The sequence below is a fragment of the Pseudomonas sp. MBLB4136 genome, from assembly GCF_051904765.1.
Lineage (GTDB): Bacteria > Pseudomonadota > Gammaproteobacteria > Pseudomonadales > Pseudomonadaceae > Aquipseudomonas.
Window position 1 is genome coordinate 1,837,158 of sequence record NZ_CP196713.1, and the last position, 19,637, is coordinate 1,856,794.

The 19,637-nt window shown below is 63.9% G+C and carries 15 protein-coding genes; 9 read left to right on the plus strand and 6 right to left on the minus strand.

Annotation, left to right across the window (positions count from 1 at the left end; genetic code table 11):
• Window positions 1-91: 91 nt before the first annotated feature.
• From ACSX1D_RS08575 to ACSX1D_RS08600, 6 genes are all read right to left on the minus strand, one after another.
• Window positions 92-1,405, minus strand: coding sequence for a spinster family MFS transporter (locus tag ACSX1D_RS08575; RefSeq protein WP_439861828.1), 1,314 nt, complete (start codon window positions 1,403-1,405; stop codon window positions 92-94).
• Between the two features lie 65 nt (window positions 1,406-1,470).
• Window positions 1,471-2,499: a 4-hydroxy-2-oxovalerate aldolase gene (gene dmpG / locus ACSX1D_RS08580; protein WP_439861829.1), complete on the minus strand. Its 1,029-nt coding sequence runs from the start codon at window positions 2,497-2,499 to the stop codon at window positions 1,471-1,473.
• A 9-nt stretch (window positions 2,500-2,508) separates the two neighbouring features.
• The gene (locus ACSX1D_RS08585) at window positions 2,509-3,438 is read right to left on the minus strand and encodes an acetaldehyde dehydrogenase (acetylating) (protein ID WP_439861830.1); all 930 of its coding nucleotides are present in this window, start codon (window positions 3,436-3,438) and stop codon (window positions 2,509-2,511) included.
• Between the two features lie 31 nt (window positions 3,439-3,469).
• Window positions 3,470-4,261 carry a fumarylacetoacetate hydrolase family protein gene (locus tag ACSX1D_RS08590; RefSeq protein WP_439861831.1) on the minus strand — a complete coding sequence of 264 codons (792 nt, stop codon included), beginning with the start codon at window positions 4,259-4,261 and terminating at the stop codon, window positions 3,470-3,472.
• 73 nt (window positions 4,262-4,334) lie between these two features.
• A complete protein-coding gene (locus ACSX1D_RS08595) occupies window positions 4,335-5,108 on the minus strand; it encodes a glucose 1-dehydrogenase (protein WP_439861832.1) in 774 nt (257 codons plus the stop codon).
• A 52-nt stretch (window positions 5,109-5,160) separates the two neighbouring features.
• The gene (locus ACSX1D_RS08600) at window positions 5,161-6,141 is read right to left on the minus strand and encodes a flavin reductase (protein ID WP_439861833.1); all 981 of its coding nucleotides are present in this window, start codon (window positions 6,139-6,141) and stop codon (window positions 5,161-5,163) included.
• A 206-nt stretch (window positions 6,142-6,347) separates the two neighbouring features.
• Between ACSX1D_RS08600 and ACSX1D_RS08605 the strand changes: the two genes are divergently transcribed.
• The 9 genes from ACSX1D_RS08605 to ACSX1D_RS08645 all read left to right on the plus strand — a co-directional run bounded on the left by ACSX1D_RS08605 (window position 6,348) and on the right by ACSX1D_RS08645 (window position 19,536).
• Complete coding sequence (locus ACSX1D_RS08605; protein WP_439861834.1) at window positions 6,348-7,784, plus strand: coniferyl aldehyde dehydrogenase; 1,437 nt, start codon at window positions 6,348-6,350, stop codon at window positions 7,782-7,784.
• Window positions 7,785-7,858: 74 nt separating this feature from the next.
• Entirely contained in the window at window positions 7,859-9,556 is a 1,698-nt protein-coding gene (locus tag ACSX1D_RS08610) for a methyl-accepting chemotaxis protein (protein WP_439861835.1), read from the plus strand.
• Window positions 9,557-9,648: 92 nt separating this feature from the next.
• Entirely contained in the window at window positions 9,649-11,253 is a 1,605-nt protein-coding gene (locus ACSX1D_RS08615) for an amidase (RefSeq protein WP_439861836.1), read from the plus strand.
• A 132-nt stretch (window positions 11,254-11,385) separates the two neighbouring features.
• Window positions 11,386-12,573 carry an acyl-CoA dehydrogenase family protein gene (locus tag ACSX1D_RS08620; protein ID WP_439861837.1) on the plus strand — a complete coding sequence of 396 codons (1,188 nt, stop codon included), beginning with the start codon at window positions 11,386-11,388 and terminating at the stop codon, window positions 12,571-12,573.
• 99 nt (window positions 12,574-12,672) lie between these two features.
• A complete protein-coding gene (locus ACSX1D_RS08625) occupies window positions 12,673-14,382 on the plus strand; it encodes an FAD-dependent oxidoreductase (RefSeq protein ID WP_439861838.1) in 1,710 nt (569 codons plus the stop codon).
• 10 nt (window positions 14,383-14,392) lie between these two features.
• Complete coding sequence (locus ACSX1D_RS08630) at window positions 14,393-16,096, plus strand: FAD-binding protein (RefSeq protein ID WP_439861839.1); 1,704 nt, start codon at window positions 14,393-14,395, stop codon at window positions 16,094-16,096.
• A 9-nt stretch (window positions 16,097-16,105) separates the two neighbouring features.
• Window positions 16,106-16,867, plus strand: a complete 762-nt coding sequence (locus ACSX1D_RS08635; protein ID WP_439861840.1) for an SDR family oxidoreductase — start codon at window positions 16,106-16,108, stop codon at window positions 16,865-16,867.
• A gap of 1 nt (window position 16,868) precedes the next feature.
• Window positions 16,869-17,900 carry a 2Fe-2S iron-sulfur cluster-binding protein gene (locus tag ACSX1D_RS08640; RefSeq protein WP_439861841.1) on the plus strand — a complete coding sequence of 344 codons (1,032 nt, stop codon included), beginning with the start codon at window positions 16,869-16,871 and terminating at the stop codon, window positions 17,898-17,900.
• A 94-nt stretch (window positions 17,901-17,994) separates the two neighbouring features.
• A complete protein-coding gene (locus ACSX1D_RS08645) occupies window positions 17,995-19,536 on the plus strand; it encodes a FadD3 family acyl-CoA ligase (RefSeq protein WP_439862286.1) in 1,542 nt (513 codons plus the stop codon).
• Window positions 19,537-19,637: the final 101 nt, after the last annotated feature.

The window sequence follows — 19,637 nt, forward strand, 5'->3', positions numbered from 1 at the left end:
TGCCTGCGCTCATCGTCCTTTGGGACTAATCGATGACGCCGCTGACATGAGAGCGCAGATCAGCGACGGGGCGCGGTCCGATGCGAGCTGGTTAGGCAGGAATGGCGCGCCAGGTATCGCGCGTCAATACATGGGTACGGAAGAGCAGGTACAGGGTGGCAATCACTGGCAGGCTGACCAGCAACAATGCGTAGCGCAGTGATTCGACGCCAAAGAATGGTCTGAGCGCGTCGCTGAACAAACCGGTCACAAACGGTCCTATGCCAACGCCGAGCAGTGTCGTCACGATTGTTTGCAAGGCGACGGCTGTGCTGCGCTGATCGGCCGGCACCAGTTGGGTAACCAAGTTGAACGAAGGCGCGACCCACCACACCGAGAAAAAGCTATAGAGGCCACACCAGAGCATGGCGCTGGGCACTGGCAGCTGACCGAGTTGGAGTACGGGGCCGCTTGGCCAGAACAGGTAAGTCACCAGGGCTGCGTTGCTGATCAGGTGGCCGAGGACCGGAATGCCGATCTGCCAGTGACGGTTCTGCCGAGTCATGTGATCGGTCAGCCAACCGCTGAACAGGCCACCGAAGCCGGCTGCCGTGCCGCATACGACCCCAGCCAGCATGCCGGCGTGTTGCAGTGACAGTGCGTGCGAGCGCACCAGAAAACTGGTATTCCACATCCCGATTGCGTAGGCGCTGAGTGAGGTCAGGCCGCAGGCGAGGATCAGACAGCGATAGGCGGGCAGTGCCCAGAGCGCTCCAGCCGCATTGAACAGGCCTTGCACTGGCTGGGGCGGACTCGTCGGCCTCAGGTCCCAGCGGCCGCGCTGGGGATCGCGGGCAAGGAACGCCAGGACCGTCGAGAACAACAGCGCCGGCAGTCCGATGCAGATGAAGGCGGCACGCCAACCATACTGGCCCACGACCCAGGCGCCGAGGCTGAGGCCGAGGATAACGGAAAAGGTTGGGGCTGCAGTGAAGCAGCTGATCGCGAAGGAGCGCCGATGCGGCGGATAGAGGTCCGCGATGATCGACATCGATGCCGAGGTGGCCGGTGACTCGGATGCAGCCACCGCCATCCGGGCTATGGCCAGTGCGATGAAACTTCCCGCCAGGCCACAGGCCATGGTCGCCAGGGCCCAGAGCAGGCAGGAGATTGCCAGCAGGCGGGTGCGTGGCATGCGATCGGCCAGGCGACCTGCCGGAAGGGCGAGCAGGGCATATACCGCGGCGAAAGCAGGCCCGGAAATCAAGCCCATGGCCATGTCGCTGACACCGAACTCGAGCTTGATGGGTTCGATCATCACCGCAAGGATCTGTCTGCCCACAAAGTTGTCGGCGAACATGACCGCCAGAACAAGCAACAGGCCGTGATTGCGCCAGCCGGCAGCAGCGGGTTGTGCACTGGGCATCTGTAGCTCCTTGACGAGGCGCGGCATCGGGTGCGGCTCGGCGGGATGCCGAGCCGCTAGTGGAGCTACGCGCTGAGGCGTTGCTTGGCCAGGGTCATGGCGGTGTCTTCGATCATGTCCTCCTGGCCGCCGACCATGCCGCGGCGTCCCATTTCCACGAGAATCTCCCGCGCCGAAACGCCGTATTTCTTCTCGGCACGTTTGGCGAACAGCAGGAAGGAGCCGTAGACGCCGGCATAGCCCATGGTCAGGGCGTCGCGATCGCTGCGAATGGGGAAGTCCATGATCGGCACTACCAGATCTTCGGCCACATCCTGGATACCGAATACGCTGACACCGGTTTCGATGCCCATGCGGTCACAGACGGCCACCAGGACCTCCATCGGCGTATTGCCTGCGCCGGCACCCAGGCCTGCGCAGGCCGCGTCGATACGGCTAGCCCCGCCCTCGATGGCGGCAATCGAGTTGGCCACCCCCATGGACAGGTTGTGATGGCCATGGAAGCCAATCTCGGTGTCGGGGTGCAGGGCTTCACGCAGCGCCGCAACGCGGGCCTTGACGTCCTGGGGCAGCAGGTAGCCGGCCGAGTCGGTGATGTAGATGCAGTTGGCGCCGTAGCCTTCCATCAGCTTGCCCTGCTTGACCAGCCCTTCCGGGCTGTTCATATGGGCCATCATCAGGAAGCCCACGGTATCCATGTCCAGCTTGCGGGCCATGGCAATGTGCTGCTCGGAAACGTCAGCCTCGGTGCAGTGGGTGGCCACACGGATGGTGTGAACACCAAGATCACGGGCCATGCGCAGGTGGTCGACGGTACCAATACCCGGCAACAGCAGGGCCGAAACTTTCGCCTGCTTTATCAGCGGAATGACCGCCGACAGGTACTCCTCGTCGGTATGCGCCGGGAAGCCGTAGTTGACCGAGCTTCCGCCCAGGCCATCGCCGTGGGTGACTTCGATCAGTGGGACCCCGGCGGCATCCAGACCACAGGCGATGTCCTTCATCTGCTGCAGGCTGATCTGGTGCCGCTTTGGGTGCATACCGTCGCGCAGGCACATGTCGTGGACGGTGATTTTCTTTCCGCGAAGATCCATGAGTGCTCCTTAGGCGATAGCAGGTTGTTGGGCGCTGGGCGTTAGCACCAGCTCACCCTTGAGGATTTCTTCGGCGAACATCTCGGCGGTGCGCGCGGCGGCGGCAGTCATGATGTCGAGGTTGCCGGCGTACTTGGGCAAGTAATCCCCCAGGCCTTCGACTTCCATGAAGATCGACACGCGATTACCGTCGAACACCGGACCGTTGACCAACTTGTAGCCGGGCACGTACTTCTGCACCTGCTCAATCATCGCCTCGATGGCCGCGGTAATGGCTGGCTGATCGGGCTCGGTTTCGGTCAGGCAATGCACCGTGTCGCGCATGATCAGCGGCGGCTCGGCCGGATTGATGATGATGATTGCCTTGCCCTGCTTGGCACCGCCGACCTTCTCGACTGCCGCCGAGGTGGTGCGGGTGAATTCGTCGATATTCTTGCGCGTGCCCGGGCCGACCGATTTGGAGGCGGCGGTGGCGATGATCTCGGCATAGGCGACCGGCTGCACGCCGGATACCGCCGCCACCAGCGGAATGGTCGCCTGGCCACCGCACGTGACCATGTTGACGTTCATGGCCCCGAGCTGGAGGTTCTGCTTGAGGTTGACCGGCGGCACGCAATAGGGGCCGATCGCCGCGGGGGTGAGGTCGATCATCAGCACACCCAGCTCGTTGAGCTTGCGGCTGTTCTCGGCGTGCACGTAGGCCGAGGTGGCGTCGAACGCGATCTGGATGCCGTCTTCGAGGACGTGGGGCAGCAAGCCATCGACGCCGTCGCTGGTGGTCTTCAAACCCAGCTCTCGGGCACGGGCCAAGCCTTCGGAGGAGGCGTCGATACCGACCATCCATACCGGCTCAAGCACATCGCTGCGCTTGAGTTTGTAGAGCAGATCGGTGCCGATGTTACCTGGCCCGATCAGGGCGCATTTGATCTTTTGGTTCATGGTCAGTGGCTCCAGAGAAAGGGGTCGCAGCTCAGTCGACGAAACGCAAACGCGATTCGCCGAGACCGCTGAGCGTCAGGCTGATTTCGTCACCGGGCACTACCGGCACCAGCGGCGCCAGGGCACCGGACAGAATGATTTCGCCTTTGCGGAAAGGAATGCCGAACTCGCCGAGGGTATTGGCCAGCCAGGCCACGGCCTCGCAGGGATGTCCCTGGACCGCAGAGCCGAGGCCACGACCGGCCGGCTGACCGTTCTTCAGCAGCTGCAACTCGACCTGGGCGAGATCCAGCTCGCGGGGATTGATCCGCTGCGAACCCAGGGCAAAAACGCCGCAGGAGGCGTTATCGGCCACCGTGTCTTGAATGCGGATCTGCCAGTTATCGATACGCGAGTCGACGATCTCGAAGCAGGGCGCCACCCATTGACTGGCGGCCAGCACATCTTCGGCGGTGATGCCTGGGCCGTGCAGGTCCTCCCCGAGGATGAAGGCAATCTCTCCCTCGGCGCGTGGCTGAATCAGGTTGTAGGCGGCGAAGCTGACGTCGCTGCCATCGGCTACCTGCATGCTGTCAGTGAGGAAGCCAAAGTCCGGCTGGTGGACATTGAGCATGTCCTGGACCGCACGGCTGGTGACGCCGATCTTCTTGCCGATCAACTGTTCGCCCAGTTGCTCGCGCCGTTGCAGAAGGCGCAGAGAGATGCGGTAGGCATTATCCAGGCTGATCGCCGGGTGGCGTTGCGTCAAAGGCGCTAGCGTCTGCCGCGTGCGCAGGGCCGTGAACAGCTCGTCGCCGAGCGCTTCGATCAAGTGGGCGTCCATAGGCTGACGTCACTCCGTTGGTAGGATAAAAAAGCCGGGCCACCTTTGTGAGGTGGTCCCGGCAAAAGTGGTATTAGCCAGGCCAGACGCTGGATTCGGCGCCGCCATCGACCTCTATGATCTTGCCCGTCACCCAGCGTGAGGCCGGGGAGGCCAGATACAACGCAGCAGCGGCGATGTCCTCCGGTTGTCCCAAACTCTGCAGCGGCGTTTCGGTCTCCATGCTCTTGCGCATATCCACCGGCAGCACGCGGTTGAGGGCATCGGTGAGGATTGGCCCGGGGGCAATTGCGTTGACTCGCACCAGCGGGGCGAAATCCTGAGCGAGCAGACGGGTCAGCTGGGTCAGTGCGGCCTTGGCGCTGCCGTATGCGCTGAACTGCGGTTGGGCATAGCGCGCCGCGCCGGAGGTGATATTGAGGATGTTGCCGGTGCCGGCTTCACGCATATGCGGCACCGACAGTTGGCAAAGGGCATAGGCCGAGGTGACGTTAAAGCGCAGGATCTCCTCGAAGCGCTCCGGCGATAGTTGCAGCGGGTCGTTGGGCCCCGCGCCGCCAGCGTTGTTCACCAGGTGAGTGATGCGGCCCAAGGCTTCGCGAGCCTGACTAATGACTGCCTCGCGCTGCTCGGAATCGTTGACGTCGCAAGTCACGGCCAGCGCGCGGCGACCCAGGCTACGCACTTCCTCGGCCACGGCCTCAACGTCGGCCAGAGTACGTGCGGCCAGTACGATGTCGGCGCCGGCCTCGGCGTAGGCCAAGGCGATGGCACGGCCGATACCACGGCCGCCTCCAGTAATGACAGCGACGCCGCCGTCCATCTTGAAATGCTGAAGAATGCTCATCACAGCCCTTTTCGATTCGAGTGGTTGAAGAGTGAGTCGTTTATCGGAGCTTTTAGCGCGGCGCCCAGAGGTCCGGCAGGCCAGGGTCGCTGGCGGCGATCAGGCGCTTGAGCAGGACCTTCAGCGCCATGGCGTCGCCCGCGCCGAGCTTGTCGGATACGTCTTCCTCCACGGCTTTGGCCAGGGCCAGCTCCTGTAGCGAGGCCTCACGACCATCGGCAGTCAGCACGTAGCGGGTGTCCTCGCCATTGAGCTCTCGCGCCACCAGTTTCTGTCCTTCGAGGAAGCGCATGCTTGCCAGGGAGGCCGAATGGCCGGTGTAGCTGACAAAGGCATTGATCTCATCCAGGGTCAGCCTGTCGCGGATGCACAGCACCGAAAGGATGAAGAAGGCGTGCTCGTCCAATTGCTGATTGTTCAGCAGGCGGCGAAGGGCGTTGAGCATCTGGTAATGCGCGCGGCCCAGCAGGTAGCCGAGCAGATCCTCGGTGTAGCTGCAGTCGGGCGGCGGAGGCGTGGTTGCCAAGCGCAGCTCGTTTCTCGGCTTGCGGGTGGCCAGCGCATATTGCCCGCTCTGGAAGGCCAGCGGCGGGCGCTCGTTATGATCGAAGGCGAGTACCTCGCCGACGAATATCACGTGATCCCCGCCCTCGTACTGGAAAGCCGTACGGCACTGGAAGCGCGCCGTACAGTCTTGCAGCAAGGGGGCTTCACTGACGCCGGAGTCGAGCTCCACTTCGGCAAACTTGTCTTCACCCTGTGTCGCAAAGCGGCCGGATAGGGCTTCCTGTTCGGCCGAAAGCACGTGCACGTTCCAGTGCCGGCCGTTGGTGAACACCGGAAGACTGCGAGCCTTCTTGGCCAGGCTCCAAAGCACCAGCGGCGGGTTGAGCGAGACCGAGTTGAAGCTATTGGCAGTGATGCCGATGGGGGAACCGTCTTCAGCCTGGGTGGTGATAATCGTCACCCCCGTGGTGAAGGTGCCTAGGGCGGCGCGGAACGCCTGAGGATCGAAGCTGCTTTGCACTGCCATGATGGACCTCATGGATTGAATTTACGTGCTAGCAGTATTCCCGGGCCCAGGGTGGGTGACATCGTCTTAATGGACTAACGATTTTTAGGGTGCTCGTCCGATTGGACGAGGCGTAGCCTTGGTGTATCGGACTAGTTTCATTCAGGGCGTTTGCAATGATGGGTTTGACCCGTGCTAGGGGCCCATGCCGATCTCAGGAGGCTTCAATGAGTTGCACAATTTCATCCGTCGAAGGCCTGGCGGGCCAGTTGGCCGAACAGAAGGCCGCGTTCGTCACCGCTGGGGCTGTCAGCGCTGCGGAGCGGCGGGCGCGCATTCAGCGGGTAATCGACCTGTTGGTGCAGTACCACAAGCCCTTGGCCGAAGCGATGGATGCCGATTTCGGTGGCAGGCCCCTAGGCTTCTCTCTGATGAACGATGTGGTCGGCTCGCTGGCCTCCCTCAAGCATGCCCGTGACAACCTCGAAGCCTGGATGCAGGACGAGCCGCGCCAGGCGTTCGCGCCCTATGACCAGCTCGGTGCGCAGGCCTGGGTGATGTATCAACCGAAAGGGACGGTGGGGATCATCGGTACCTGGAATGCGCCGCTGTTCACTCTGCTGAGTCCGCTGGCCTACGCCCTGGCCGCCGGCAATCGGGCCATCCTCAAACCGTCCGAAGTGGCCCCACGCACCGCCCAGCTGGTCGCAGAGGCATTTGCCGAGTGTTTCGATCCCCTGGAAGTGGCGGTGGTCACAGGCGGGGTGGACATCGCCAAGGCGTTCACCGCACAACCGTTCGACCACCTGGTATTCACCGGAAGCACCGAAGTCGGCAAGTCAGTGATGCGCCACGCCGCCGAGAACCTGGTGCCGGTGACCCTGGAACTGGGGGGCAAGTCGCCGGTTATCCTCGCGCGAAGCGCGGATCTGGATGCGGCGGCGTCCCGAATCGCCGTGGCCAAGGCCACCAATGGCGGGCAGATATGCATCAACCCGGACCTGGTCTATGTGCCGCGTGAGCGTCTCGAGGCGTTTCTCGCCAGCCTGCGTACTGCCTACAGCGGGCTATTCCCGACCGTGGTGGACAACCCTGACGTGGTCGCGGTGGTCAACAGCCAGCACCTGGCACGGGTCGAAGGCTATCTGCAGCAGGCGCAAAACTGCGGCGCGCGGATCGAGAGCATGCCGCAAGAGTTGCCCGTCGACGGCAATGATCGCCGGCGACCGCTGCGCGTGGTGATCGACCCGCCGCGCGACAGCCAGATCATGCAGCAGGAAATCTTCGGTCCGGCAATGGTCGTACTGCCCTATGACGAGATCGACCAGGCCGTTGCCGATATCAACGCCAGGCCGCGCCCGCTGGCCCTGTACTACTTTGGCGAGGACGACGAGGAGCAGCGTCGGGTGCTGGAGCATACGCTGTCGGGCGGCGTCACCCTCAACGACGTGATGATGCATGCGGCCATGCACGATGCGCCGTTCGGCGGAGTGGGGGCCTCCGGCATGGGGCGCTACCACGGTCGCGAAGGCTTCATCGAGTTCAGCCACCTGCGTACCGTATTCAAGGCGCCGGCCCATGATCCGCGTCGTGAGTGGGGGCTGCTGCCGCCCTATGGTGAGCATTTCCTGGCGGCGATGGAGGCTTTGGTCACGCCGGACTGACTGGCGCTTCAGCGGCCGTGACGGACCCCGGCGTCACGGTCTTCGATTGCCTATCCGTGCATTGGCCCTTGATCATGTTCAACACTATTACCATCGCCCAGCGCCTGTGGTTCTGGGCGCTGCTCGCCAGCCTGCTGTTCTTCACCGCGGTCGGCTTCGGCTGCTACGGTCTGCAGCTGGCGCGCGACAGTCTGAAAACGGTGCATGACGTGCACCTCGGCGCTCTGCTCAATTTCGCGGAAATCCAGCGTCGTCTGGACGACAACCGGCGCCTGGCGCTATTGGCCTTCCAGCATGATCCGGCGGGTGCCCTGGTGGTCGCACACGACCGGCCGGTAGGCGGTCTGCTGGATGCCATCGACGCCAACAACGCGGCCATTGAGCAACTGTGGCACCAGTATCGCCAGCGTCCGATGACGGCCGAGGAACAACGCGCGGCTGATCAGTTCGGCGTGCATTACGCCGCGTGGCTCGAGGAGTTGAACGTGGTGGTGGAGTCGATGCGCGCCGCGGATTTCCGCACCAGCTGGGTCCTGTCCTTTCTGCGTGTGGGGGAGCCTGAGGGGGCGGCGGCCAGCGAGGCGATCGCCGCGTTGCGCAGCTTTCAGGAAGAGGGGATCGCCCAGGCTTATTTGGCATCCCAGGCGCGCTACCGCCTGACTGTCGTGGTGTACGCATTGCTGGCAATAGTGGGGGCGGTGGCCGGCAGTCTGACGGCCTATTTCACCTTGCGCCGCCTGCGTCGGGCCCTGGCCACTGCTTCCGGCAGCGTGCGAGCGATCGCTCGGGGCGACCTGTCCGGCTCCTTGGCAGTGGAGGGCCGCGACGAGTTCGGTCTCATGCTGGCCGATATTGCGCTGATGCGCGAGAACCTCAACGCCCTGATCTCCGAGATGCGCCAGCAGGTGAAACGACTGGATACCGAAGCGCAGCAAATGGCGGGCACTGCAGCTCAGGCATCTTCCGCGGCCGAAGAACAGGCCTCGGTCGTGAGCAGCATTGCCGCTGCGGTGGAGCAGCTGTCGAGATCCATAGGTGAGGTGGAGAGTCATGCCGCGACTTCCAGGCGCATCACCCAGGAGTCGGCGGGGCGCTCGACCGAGAGCGCCGAGGTGATACGACAGATGGCCGAGGAAATGCACCTGATAGCCGAAGCGGTGACCGACACGGCTCACTGTATCCGCGACTTTGAGGTGAGTTCGGGCGCCATCAGCAACGTGCTCGCGGTCATCAAGCAGGTCGCCGAGCAGATCAATCTGTTGGCACTGAATGCCGCCATCGAGGCCGCGCGAGCCGGCGAGCATGGTCGTGGATTTGCCGTGGTCGCCGATGAGGTGCGTTTGCTGGCTCAGCGAACCGGGCTCTCGGTCGCCGAGATCGGTTCGACCGTGGCGCGCATTCAGGCGGGCACTCCGCAGCTGGTCGCCGGAATGGAACTGGCCGTCAAGCGAGTGCAGGCTGGCGTCAACCTGGCACAGCGGGCCGGGACCTCGGTCGAGCAGATTCGCAGCGGTGCCCTGCAGGTGATCGGTGCGGCGGATGAAATTGGTACAGCGCTGGCGGCGCAGACTTCGGCCACCAGGGAGATCGCCCGGCGCCTGGAGGGCGTATCTGCCGGTACCGGCGAACTCTCCGGCAATGCCGGCCGCAGCGCGGCGGCAGCTTTGGAGCTTGAGGGCTTGGCCAGCCGACTGCAGCAGCTTTCTCAACGCTTCAAAACGGATGCGGGTGCCGCCGGCGCCGAGTCGAGCAGTCGCTCAATGGCCGGTTGATCGCCGGGCTTGGGTCCTTTTGTAGCAGCGGCTCGGTGACCTTTCATCGAGATTTTTGTCCTTAAACGATGCCATGAAGCGGAGATCAGTCCATGGACAAGTTTGTTATGCCCCCAGTCGTTGGGGCCCCGGCCATATCCACTGACCCTGAAGCGTCCGCCGGATGGCCGCGCCGCGAGGTGCTCAAGGCTGGCGCCCTGGCACTGGGCGTCGGACTACTGGGGCGCTTCGCCGATGCGCGCGCCAGCGGGGGAGTGACCCCTGAGGAATATTTGGCCCTCGATGCCTGGGCGATGGTTGAGGCGCTGCGCGCAGGCCGGCTGAGTGCAGAGGATCTGCTGACGGCCGCCATGGCGCGTTGTGATGCGGTAAATCCCAAGGTCAACGCCGTGGTCATGCGCCATGACGACTATGCGCGCGCCCTGCTGCAAAGCAGGCAGCGTGCCGGTACGGCGACAGCAGGTGTACTGGCCGGCGTGCCTATTCTGCTCAAGGATCTCAGTACCTACCTGGAAGGGACGGTGACCACCAATGGCAGCCGCCTGTATAAAAATGCGCCGCCGGCGGTCCACACCAGCACCTTGATCGACCGCTACCAGGCTGCCGGTGCGGTGCCGTTCGGCAAGACCAGCTCTCCCGAGTTTGGTTTGACCACGACAACCGAATCGCTGCTGTGGGGCCAGACGCGCAACCCCTGGGACCTGAGCAGGAGTGCCGGCGGTTCTTCCGGCGGTGCCGCCGCGGCTGTGGCGGCGGGCATAGTGCCGGTGGCCCATGCCACTGATGGGGGCGGTTCGATCCGCATTCCGGCGTCCTATTGCGGTCTGGTTGGCTTGAAACCCAGCCGTTATCGCACGCCCAGCGGTCCTGGCCGATTTGAGGCCTGGTTCGGCGCCAGTGTTGGCAACGTGGTCTCGCGCAGTGTGCGCGACATGGCACTGTTTCTCGATGTAGGCCAGGGCCATGAGGCGGGTAGTCCCTACTGGATCCGGCCGATGGAGCGCCCGTTTGTTGATGAGTTGCGGCGCGCGCCCGGCAAGCTGCGCGTGGGCTTGGTCCGCGAATCGCTGACCGGTGCGCCCCTGGACCCGGCCATCGCCAAGGTACTGGAGGAAACGGTCAAGTTGCTGCTTGGACTCGGTCACGCGGTCGACGAACTGCGCTTGCCGGTTGATCCACGGCAGCTGTTCGGCGCCCATGGAACTGTGATTGGCAGTGGCCTGCTGACCCAGGTCCACGATCGCGAGCAGGCCCTGGGGCGAGAGCTGATTCCGGGCGAGGACCTGGAAACTGTCACCCAGACGGTGCTGGGACGCGCGCGGAAGGTCACGGGCGAGGAGCTATTTCGTGCCCGGCAGGCATTCGAAAGCATCGGTGGGGCGATGGAGCAGCAGTTCGAGCGCTTCGACGTCATTCTCTCACCGGTAACGGCGACCCTGACCCCCGAGCTGGGGATGCTCTCGCTCAACCAGCCCTGGGAGGACTACGCCCACAAAGCCATGGGCAGTGCCGGCTTCACGGTGCTGGCAAACGTCAGTGGCCAGCCGGCGATTTCCCTGCCCCTGGGCTGGAGCGATGGTGGGTTGCCGGTGGGCATGATGTTCACCGCTCACACCGGCGGCGAGGATGTCTTGCTGCGTTTGGCCGCGCAACTGGAGCAAGTGCAACCCTGGGCCGGCAAGCGCGCCGCGCTTTGAATCCCTAGTCAGGGATGGCGTCCATTCAATCTGCATTTCTCTAGTCCGCTTTGACGATGAACAAAGCGCCGCCGAATCCGATCATCAGTCATCGCCCGCGCATTTGCGCAACGAAATTGGGAGAACTGATAGATGGACAGCATGCGACAGAAGACTCGGGAAGAGATCGAACTGATTGAACGAGCACGGCGCATGGTGCCAGCGCTCAAGGCGCGGACGGCGCAGGCCGACCGCGACTTCAAGGTGCCCGAGGAAACCATCGGTGAACTGCAGGAGGCAGGCCTCCTGCGTGCTTTGCAGCCCCGGGCGTTTGGCGGTTACGAGGTGGACCCTCGGACCTTCTTCGAGATCCAGATGATCCTCGCCGAAGGCTGCATGTCCACCGCCTGGATCTACGGCGTCATGGGCGTGCATCCCTGGCAGCTGGCGCGCTACCCGATCGAGGCGCAGCGTGATGTATGGGGTGAGGACCAGTCGACCCTGGTCTCGTCGACCTACATGCCGGTGGCCAAGGTCACGCCAGTCGAGGGCGGCTACCGGATCAGCGGGCGCTGGGGCTTTTCCAGCGGCAGCGAGCACTGCCAGTGGTGCCTGCTGGGCGGGATTATCCCGGTTGAAGGCGAGCAGCCCGCCGAGCACGGTACCTTCCTGGTGCCACGCTGTGATTACCGCATCGAGAAAAACTGGGATGTGCTGGGACTGCGCGGCACCGGCAGTCATGACATCGTGGTCGACGATGTCTTCATTCCGGCGCATCGGGTGCAGCGCACCAACAACACCAGTCTCGAGGCGACGCCGGGCCGGCTGGTCAATAGCAACCCGATCTACGCCATTCCGTTCGCCCAGGTGTTCAGCCGTGCGGTGTCCACCTCGGCCATCGGCGCCCTGCAGGGCGCCATCAATGAGTTCCGCGCCAACGCGGCTGCACACATCGGCAAGCACGGCGTCAAGACCGCCGAAGACCCGGTGGCCCAAAGCACCGTGGCGGAAGCGACGATCCTGGTCGACAGTCTCAAGCTGGTGCTGGAGCGTAACTACGCGCACCTGATGGCGCTGGCCGAGGCCGGCGAGTTCCCGGATGTGGAAACCCGCCTGATGTATCGCTACCAGTCTTCCTACGTGACCAACGTGTGCGCCGAGAAAGCCAGCGAGCTGTTGCGCTGCATGGCCGCCTCGGGTCTGTACAGCACCAATCCGGTCGCCCGTCTGTTCCGCGACTTGCATCAGGCGCGTGGGCATATCGCCAACAACTTCCAGGCTTACGGCCGCAGTCTCGGCGCAGTGCAGCTCGGCCTGCCCAACCCAGATCCTTACGTGTGATGACCCTCCGGACGGGTTGCCCAACCCGTCCGGACTGGCTCCAGTGACTCCGGCCTGTGTGTCGGAAATTCTCTGAATATAGGTAACGGCATAACCATCATGACGGCTCAAATTCAGGCTCAGAACAGCTACGACGTGATCATCGTAGGCTCGGGTGCGGGTGCAATGACCTCGGCGTTGTTTGCCGCCGACAAGGGTCTCTCCGTGCTGATTGTCGAAAAAAGCGACAAGTTCGGCGGTACCTCGGCCATATCGGGCGGCGGTATCTGGATTCCGAACAACCACTATTTTGCTGAGAAGGGTGGCAACGACAGCTTTGAGTTGGCCCTTGAATACCTGAAGAACGCCACCGGCGAGCACGGCGATGAGGTGCGCCTGCGCGCCTACCTGCAACACGCGCCAAAAATGATTCACGCCCTCGAGAGCAATAGCCGGGTGCGCTATGCCGTGGCGGAGAAATACCCCGACTACTACCAGCACCTGTCCGGCGCCCTAACGGGCGGCCGCACACTGGATCCCGAACTGTTCGACACCAGTTTGCTCGGTGAAGAGTTGGACAACCTGCGCAAGCCGTCGCCCTCGACCTTGCTGATGGGGTGCATCGCCTGGACTGCCCGGCATGCGCACAAGGCCATGTCCCGCGAATTTGGCTGGCGCCTGATGATCCTCGGCTTGATGCTGCGCTACAAATTGGATTTCAAGTGGCGGCGCAAGAGCAAGATCGACCGCCGCGCCGGACTGGGAAACTCCTTGGTGGCATCGCTGCGGCGCTCGCTGATGGACCGCAACGTACCCTTGTGGCTGAACACCGACTTCCGTGAGCTGCTCACCGAACAGGGGCGGGTAAGCGGTGTGCGGGTGCACCGGAATGGTCAGGAAATCGAGCTCAAAGCACGGCGCGCGGTGATCTTTGGCTCCGGCGGCTTCGAGCAGAATCAGGCGCTGCGGGAGAAATTCCTGCCCCAGCCGACACTAAGCAGCTGGAGCGCCACTCCGCCCGGCAACAACACCGGCGCGGCCCTCGAGGCCGGCACCAAGCTCGGCGCCGCGACGGCGCTGATGGATCGGGCCTGGTGGGCGCCGACCATTGCCGTGCCCGGCGAGGAGAAGCCGCGTGGCGTCTTCGCCGAGCGCGCGTTCCCCGGTGCCATCGTGGTCAACGGCAATGGCCAGCGCTTTGTCAACGAAGCGGCGCCTTATCTGGAGTTCGTCGATGCCATGTACCGCGACAACCAGGCCAGCGGTGGCAAATCGATTCCGGCCTGGGTGATCTTCGACGGTCACTTCCGTTTTCACTACGCCATGGGGCCGCTGATGCCGGCGCAAATCATGCCGGACAGTCGTCTGCGCAAAGAGTGGCTCAATACCCTGTACTGGAAGGCCGACAGCCTGGCCGGGCTGGCCGAGCTGATTGGCGTGGATGCGGCCGGGCTGGAGCGCACGGTGCAGACCTTCAACGGTTATGCCCGAAGCGGCACGGATGTGGACTTCGGCCGAGGTGGCAACCCGTTCGATCGCTATTACGGCGATTGCAACGTCAAGCCTAACCCCTGCCTGGCACCGCTTAGCAAAGGGCCCTACTACGCCATGCGCCTGGATGCCGGCGATATCGGTACCAAAGGCGGCTTGCTGACAAACGAGCACGCCCAGGTGGTGAGCCAGGACGGCGAGCCGATCCCGGGCCTTTACGCTATCGGCAACTGTTCGGCGTCGGTCATGGGGGCTAGTTACCCTGGAGCTGGCGGCACGCTGGGGCCGGCCATGACATTCGGCTATATCGCCGCCAATCACGTTGCCGGCAACGCCTAAAGGAGTCGCCATGTCAGCCGCCGCGAGTTCCAGTTGCACGGACATCCTGCCTGCCTTCGAGGTTGCCGATGCCCAGAGCCTGCAATGGCATGACCAGTGTGATTTGCTGGTCATCGGTTGGGGCGCGGCGGGGGCCTGCGCCGCGCTGGAAGCGCGCGCCACCGGCGCGGATGTGCTGGTGGCAGACCGCTTCACCGGGGGCGGCGCCAGCGCCAAGAGCGGCGGCGTGGTATACGCCGGCGGTGGAACCAGGCAGCAGCGGGCCGCCGGTTTCAGCGACACGCCGGAAGCGATGTTCGATTACCTCAAGCATGAAACCCAGGGCGTGATAAGTGATCGCACGTTGCGGCGCTTCTGCGACAACAGCGCCGCCAATCTGGCCTGGCTGGAGAGTCACGGCGCGCCCTACGCTCACAGCGTCCCGCCGGGAGGCAAGACCTCCTATCCGCCGGATGGCTACTTCCTCTACTACTCGGGCAATGAGCTGGTGCCCTCGCATACGGGAAGTCATCCGCCAGCCCCGCGCGGCCATCGCACCGTCGGCAAGGGCCAGTGCGGGGCGGTGCTCTATGCCCACCTCAAGGCCGCCTGCTTGCGCAACGGCGTTCGCGCGCAGCTGCAGTCGGCGGCACGTCGCCTGGTCGTGGATAGCACCGGTCGGGTCATAGGCGCGGAGCTTTGGTGCCTCCCGCTGGGCAGCAAGCAGGCGCAGTTGCATGCAAAACTGGCTGCCCGCGCCGAGCGCTTGCAGAACTTTGTCCCTGGTTATTGCGACGGTCTGCGCCGTCGCCTCAGCCAGATCGAACGCGACTTTGCCAGGCCCGTACTGATCCGCGCAAGGCGTGGAGTGGTGCTCAGCACCGGCGGTTTTATCTTCAACCGCGAGATGATCCGCGAGCATGCGCCGAAATTCCGCCGCAACTTCAAGGTCGGCGCGACCGGCTGCGATGGCAGTGGCTTGCGCCTGGGACTTTCGGCCGGAGCGGTAAGCGATCGTCTGGGACGGGTCTCGGCTTGGCGTTTTATCAACCCGCCGCTGTGCTGGCCCAAGGGCATCGTGGTCAACACCTTGGGCCAGCGCTTCGTCAATGAAGAAGTCTACGGCGCCACGCTGGGCCAGCCGCTGTGCGAAGAGCAGGGCGGTCAGGGCTGGTTGGTGCTGGATGCACGGCTGCGCAAGCAAGCCATCCGCCAAGCGCTGTTTGGCGGCTACTGGTGGTTTCAGAGTCTGCCGGCCCTGGCCTTGATGCTGTTGCGGGTGCGCAAGGGGCGAAGTATCGAGCAGCTGGCAGATGCAACCGGCATGCAGGCCGATCAGCTGCGTGCTTCGTTGCAGGCGTACAACGCGGCTGCCCGGGGGGATGCCGAAGATCCTTTCGGCAAATCCGTAGGCAGCCGGCAGGTTCTCGATCAAGGGCCCTATTACGCCTGTGACATCTCCGCGGGCAACCCGGTTTTCCCGCTCGGCGCCCTGACGCTCGGCGGCCTCAAGGTCGATGAAGACAGCGGTGCACTTCTGGATCGCAATGGACAGGTCATTCCTGGCCTGTTCGCGGCAGGACGCACAGCCGTCGGTATTCCCTCTCATCTGTATATCAGCGGCCTGTCGCTGGCCGACTGCGTGTTTTCCGGTCGTCGGGCTGGACACGCGGTGTCGGCAGTAGCCGAAGCGAGCCTGGCAGCTTCCGAGCGAGTGGCTCAGGTATCACCCTAGGAGAAGCGCATGGCTGGACGAGTTCAGAACAAAGTAGCTTTGGTGACTGGCGGTGCCAGCGGAGTGGGCCGCGCTACGGCCCTGTTGCTGGCGCGTGAGGGTGCTCGGGTGGTGATCACCGACATCGATATCGAAGCCGGGCAAGCACTGGCCGATGAGATAGGGCCGGTTGCCAGTTTCATGTGCCACGATGCAGCGTCCGAGTCCGACTGGGACAGGGTGGTCGAGGCGGTCCGTGTGCTTCATGGGCGACTCGATGTCCTGGTCAACAATGCCGGCATCCTGCTGAAGGGCTCGGTCGAAGAGACCAGCCTTGCCGATTGGCAGCGTCTGATGCGGGTCAATGCCGACAGCGTATTTCTCGGGTGCCGCGCCGCCCTTGCCTTGATGAAGGAAGAGGGCGGCGGCTCGATTATCAATGTGTCGTCGCTGGCGGCCCTTGCCGGTCGCGACGACTACGCCGGTTACAGCGCCTCCAAAGGCGCCGTGGCCGCCTTGTCCCGCTCGGTTGCGGCGCTTTGCCGGCGGCGCAAGTACCGCATCCGCTGCAATTCGTTGCATCCCGATGGCGTGCTGACGCCAATGACCTGCGCTGAATACCCGGTCGGTATAGATCCGCGCCAGTTGACCATCGATTCGGACCCCATGCACCGCCTCTGCCTGCCTGAAGACGTGGCGGCCAGCGTGCTGTTCCTGGCCAGCGACGAGTCGCGCGCGATCAACGGGGTCGAGTTGCGTGTCGACAGTGGCCAATTCGTCATGAGTATCTGATATGAGCATTCACGAGTACATCAACCTGCGTGTAGCGCGAGTACATGAAGAAACCGACGACGCCTGTTCCCTGGTGTTCGAGGTGCCGGACGAGCTGGCCGAGCGCTTTCATTACAAGCCCGGCCAGTTCCTCACCCTGCGTGTACCGTTCGAGGGGGGCTGGCTGCCGCGCTGCTACTCCCTGTCGAGCACGCCGCTGGCGCAGGAGCCGCTACGTGTGACCATCAAGCGGGTGCGCGATGGTCGTGCCTCCAACTGGCTGTGTGACCAGGTGAAGGCCGGCGACAGCCTGCAGGTGCTGGCGCCTGCTGGTGTGTTCGTGCCGCGCCATCTGGACACGGATCTGTTGTTGTTCGGCGGTGGCAGCGGCGTCACGCCGGTGCTGTCGATTCTGCGCTCGGCCTTGCTTGCCGGCAGTGGCCGAATTCTCTTGATCTACGCCAACCGCGATGAGTCTTCGGTGATCTTCAAGGACGAACTCAAGGCGCTGGCCAGCGCCCATCCGGGACGTCTGCAGATCATCCATTGGCTGGATTCGGTCCAGGGCATTCCGGCCGTCGAGCAGTTGGCGGAGATCGCCCGACCCTACGCGCACGCCGAGGCCTTTATCTGCGGCCCGGGACCCTTCATGGACGCCGCCGTGGCGGCGTTGCACAGCCTTGCCATGCCCCATGCGCGCATTCACGTCGAGCGCTTCGTGTCGTTGCCCGAAGAGGGCGCGCTGGAACCCATGGCGCCAGTGGACACCAGCCAGGTAGCGACTCAGCTGTCGGTGCGCCTGGACGGTGAAGAATTCGAAGTGCCCTGCGCCGAGGGGGAGACCCTTTTGAGCGCAATGCAGCGCGCCGGCATGAGCCCTCCGAACTCCTGCCTGGTCGGCTCGTGCGCGACCTGCATGTGCACGGTCGAGAGCGGCGCGGTGGAAATGCTGCGCAACGACGCCCTGGACCAGCAAGAGCTCGATGAAGGCTGGACGCTGGCGTGCCAATCGCTGGCTCGCAGTGCCCGCTTGCGAGTCCGTTTTCCCGAATGATCCGATTGCCGAGTCCCTTATGAACCTAGTCGCGCCTACCAACCTGTCCACTGCCGCCGACGCCATTGTGCCGCCTGTTTCGATTCCCTCGTTGATGTTCGACGCAGCGCGGCGGCATGCCGGGCGCGCAGTGATAGAGGAAGCGGGTATACGTATCGACTACGCCGAGCTGCCGGCCCTGGCCCTAGGCATCAGCCGCGCGCTGATAGCCTCCGGTATCAATGCCGGAGACCGCGTCGCGATCTGGGCGCCCAATTGCGCCGACTGGATCATCGCCGCGCTCGGGGTGCAGTGTGCCGGTGGGGTGATGGTACCGATCAACACGCGCATGAAGGGGGCTGAGGCCGCCGATATCCTCGAACGTAGTGGCGCGCGCCTGCTGTTCGTGCAGGGCGAGTTCCTCGGCAGCGACTATCAGGCGATGCTGGAGCCGCATCGACCGGCGAGTCTGCAGCGCCTGGTGGTGCTGGGCGACGCTCAGCCGCTGCGCGACTCTGACATGGGCTGGGCGACCTTCGTCGCCAGTGGGCAGGTTGTCAATGAAGCCGAGGCACGGGAGCGAGCCGCCCGGGTCGGCGCCGACGACCTGTGCGATCTGCTGTTCACGTCTGGCACCACAGGCAAACCCAAGGGCGTGATGAGCGGTCACGGGCAGAACCTGCAGGCCTTCAGCGAGTTCGTGAAGGTCCTTGGGCTGGTCCCAGGTGATCGCTACCTGATCGTCAATCCGTTCTTTCATGCCTTCGGCTACAAGGCCGGATGGCTGACCTGTCTCCTGGCCGGGGCGACCATTCTGCCGCATCCGGTGTTCGATGCCGAGGCGGTCTTTCAGCGCATCGCCGCGGAGCGGATCACCGTGCTGCCGGGGCCACCGACCCTTTACCTGTCGATGCTGGCTCATCCTCGCCTGACCACGACCGACATCAGCAGCCTTCGCGTGGCGGTGACGGGGGCGGCGACCATTCCGCCCATCCTGATCGAGCGCATGCGCAACGAGCTGGGCTTCGCCGTGGTCACTACGGCTTACGGCCTGACCGAGTGCGGCGGGCTGGCAACCATCTGCAACCCGAAGGATGGGGCCGAAGTTATCGCTGGCACCAGCGGCCGGGCAATCCCGGGGACCGAGGTGAGTATCCGCGATGCCGACAACCAGGCGCTGCCGGCTGGTGAGTCGGGGGAAATCTGTCTGCGCGGTTTCCACGTGATGCAGGGCTATTTCGAGAACCCGAGTGCCTCCGCCGAGGCCATCGACGCGGATGGCTGGCTGCATACCGGCGATGTCGGTGACCTCGACCCGCACGGCAATCTGCGCATCACCGATCGGCTCAAGGACATGTTCATCGTCGGCGGCTTCAATTGCTACCCGGCCGAGATCGAAGCCGGGCTCATCCAGCATCCCGCGATCGCCCAAGTGGCGGTAATCGGGGTTCCGGACGAGCGCATGGGGGAGGTCGGTTGCGCCTGTGTCGTGTTGCGCCCGGACGCCAGCCTTGACGAGTCCGGCCTGATCAACTGGTCCCGCCAGCGCATGGCGAACTACAAGGTGCCGCGGCTCGTGCGTTTCTTCGAGGCGCTGCCGGTCAACGCATCGAACAAGGTGGCCAAAAACGAGCTGCGGTTGCTGGTGGTTGGCTGATTGCTCCAGAGTCTGGAGAGGCCGCGAATACGCCACCCGATCAGCTGAGGGTAACGATGGAAATAGATACGGCCTGAGGCGGACGCTGGCGCGTATACGGG

Bases quoted from the DNA above. Each gene is read 5' to 3' on its own strand.
- ACSX1D_RS08575 (WP_439861828.1), bottom strand. From the start codon at position 1,405: ATGCCCAGTGCACAACCCGCTGCTGCCGGCTGGCGCAATCACGGCCTG.
- dmpG (WP_439861829.1), bottom strand. From the start codon at position 2,499: ATGGATCTTCGCGGAAAGAAAATCACCGTCCACGACATGTGCCTGCGC.
- ACSX1D_RS08585 (WP_439861830.1), bottom strand. From the start codon at position 3,438: ATGAACCAAAAGATCAAATGCGCCCTGATCGGGCCAGGTAACATCGGC.
- ACSX1D_RS08590 (WP_439861831.1), bottom strand. From the start codon at position 4,261: ATGGACGCCCACTTGATCGAAGCGCTCGGCGACGAGCTGTTCACGGCC.
- ACSX1D_RS08595 (WP_439861832.1), bottom strand. From the start codon at position 5,108: ATGAGCATTCTTCAGCATTTCAAGATGGACGGCGGCGTCGCTGTCATT.
- ACSX1D_RS08600 (WP_439861833.1), bottom strand. From the start codon at position 6,141: ATGGCAGTGCAAAGCAGCTTCGATCCTCAGGCGTTCCGCGCCGCCCTA.
- ACSX1D_RS08605 (WP_439861834.1), top strand. From the start codon at position 6,348: ATGAGTTGCACAATTTCATCCGTCGAAGGCCTGGCGGGCCAGTTGGCC.
- ACSX1D_RS08610 (WP_439861835.1), top strand. From the start codon at position 7,859: ATGTTCAACACTATTACCATCGCCCAGCGCCTGTGGTTCTGGGCGCTG.
- ACSX1D_RS08615 (WP_439861836.1), top strand. From the start codon at position 9,649: ATGGACAAGTTTGTTATGCCCCCAGTCGTTGGGGCCCCGGCCATATCC.
- ACSX1D_RS08620 (WP_439861837.1), top strand. From the start codon at position 11,386: ATGGACAGCATGCGACAGAAGACTCGGGAAGAGATCGAACTGATTGAA.
- ACSX1D_RS08625 (WP_439861838.1), top strand. From the start codon at position 12,673: ATGACGGCTCAAATTCAGGCTCAGAACAGCTACGACGTGATCATCGTA.
- ACSX1D_RS08630 (WP_439861839.1), top strand. From the start codon at position 14,393: ATGTCAGCCGCCGCGAGTTCCAGTTGCACGGACATCCTGCCTGCCTTC.
- ACSX1D_RS08635 (WP_439861840.1), top strand. From the start codon at position 16,106: ATGGCTGGACGAGTTCAGAACAAAGTAGCTTTGGTGACTGGCGGTGCC.
- ACSX1D_RS08640 (WP_439861841.1), top strand. From the start codon at position 16,869: ATGAGCATTCACGAGTACATCAACCTGCGTGTAGCGCGAGTACATGAA.
- ACSX1D_RS08645 (WP_439862286.1), top strand. From the start codon at position 17,995: ATGTTCGACGCAGCGCGGCGGCATGCCGGGCGCGCAGTGATAGAGGAA.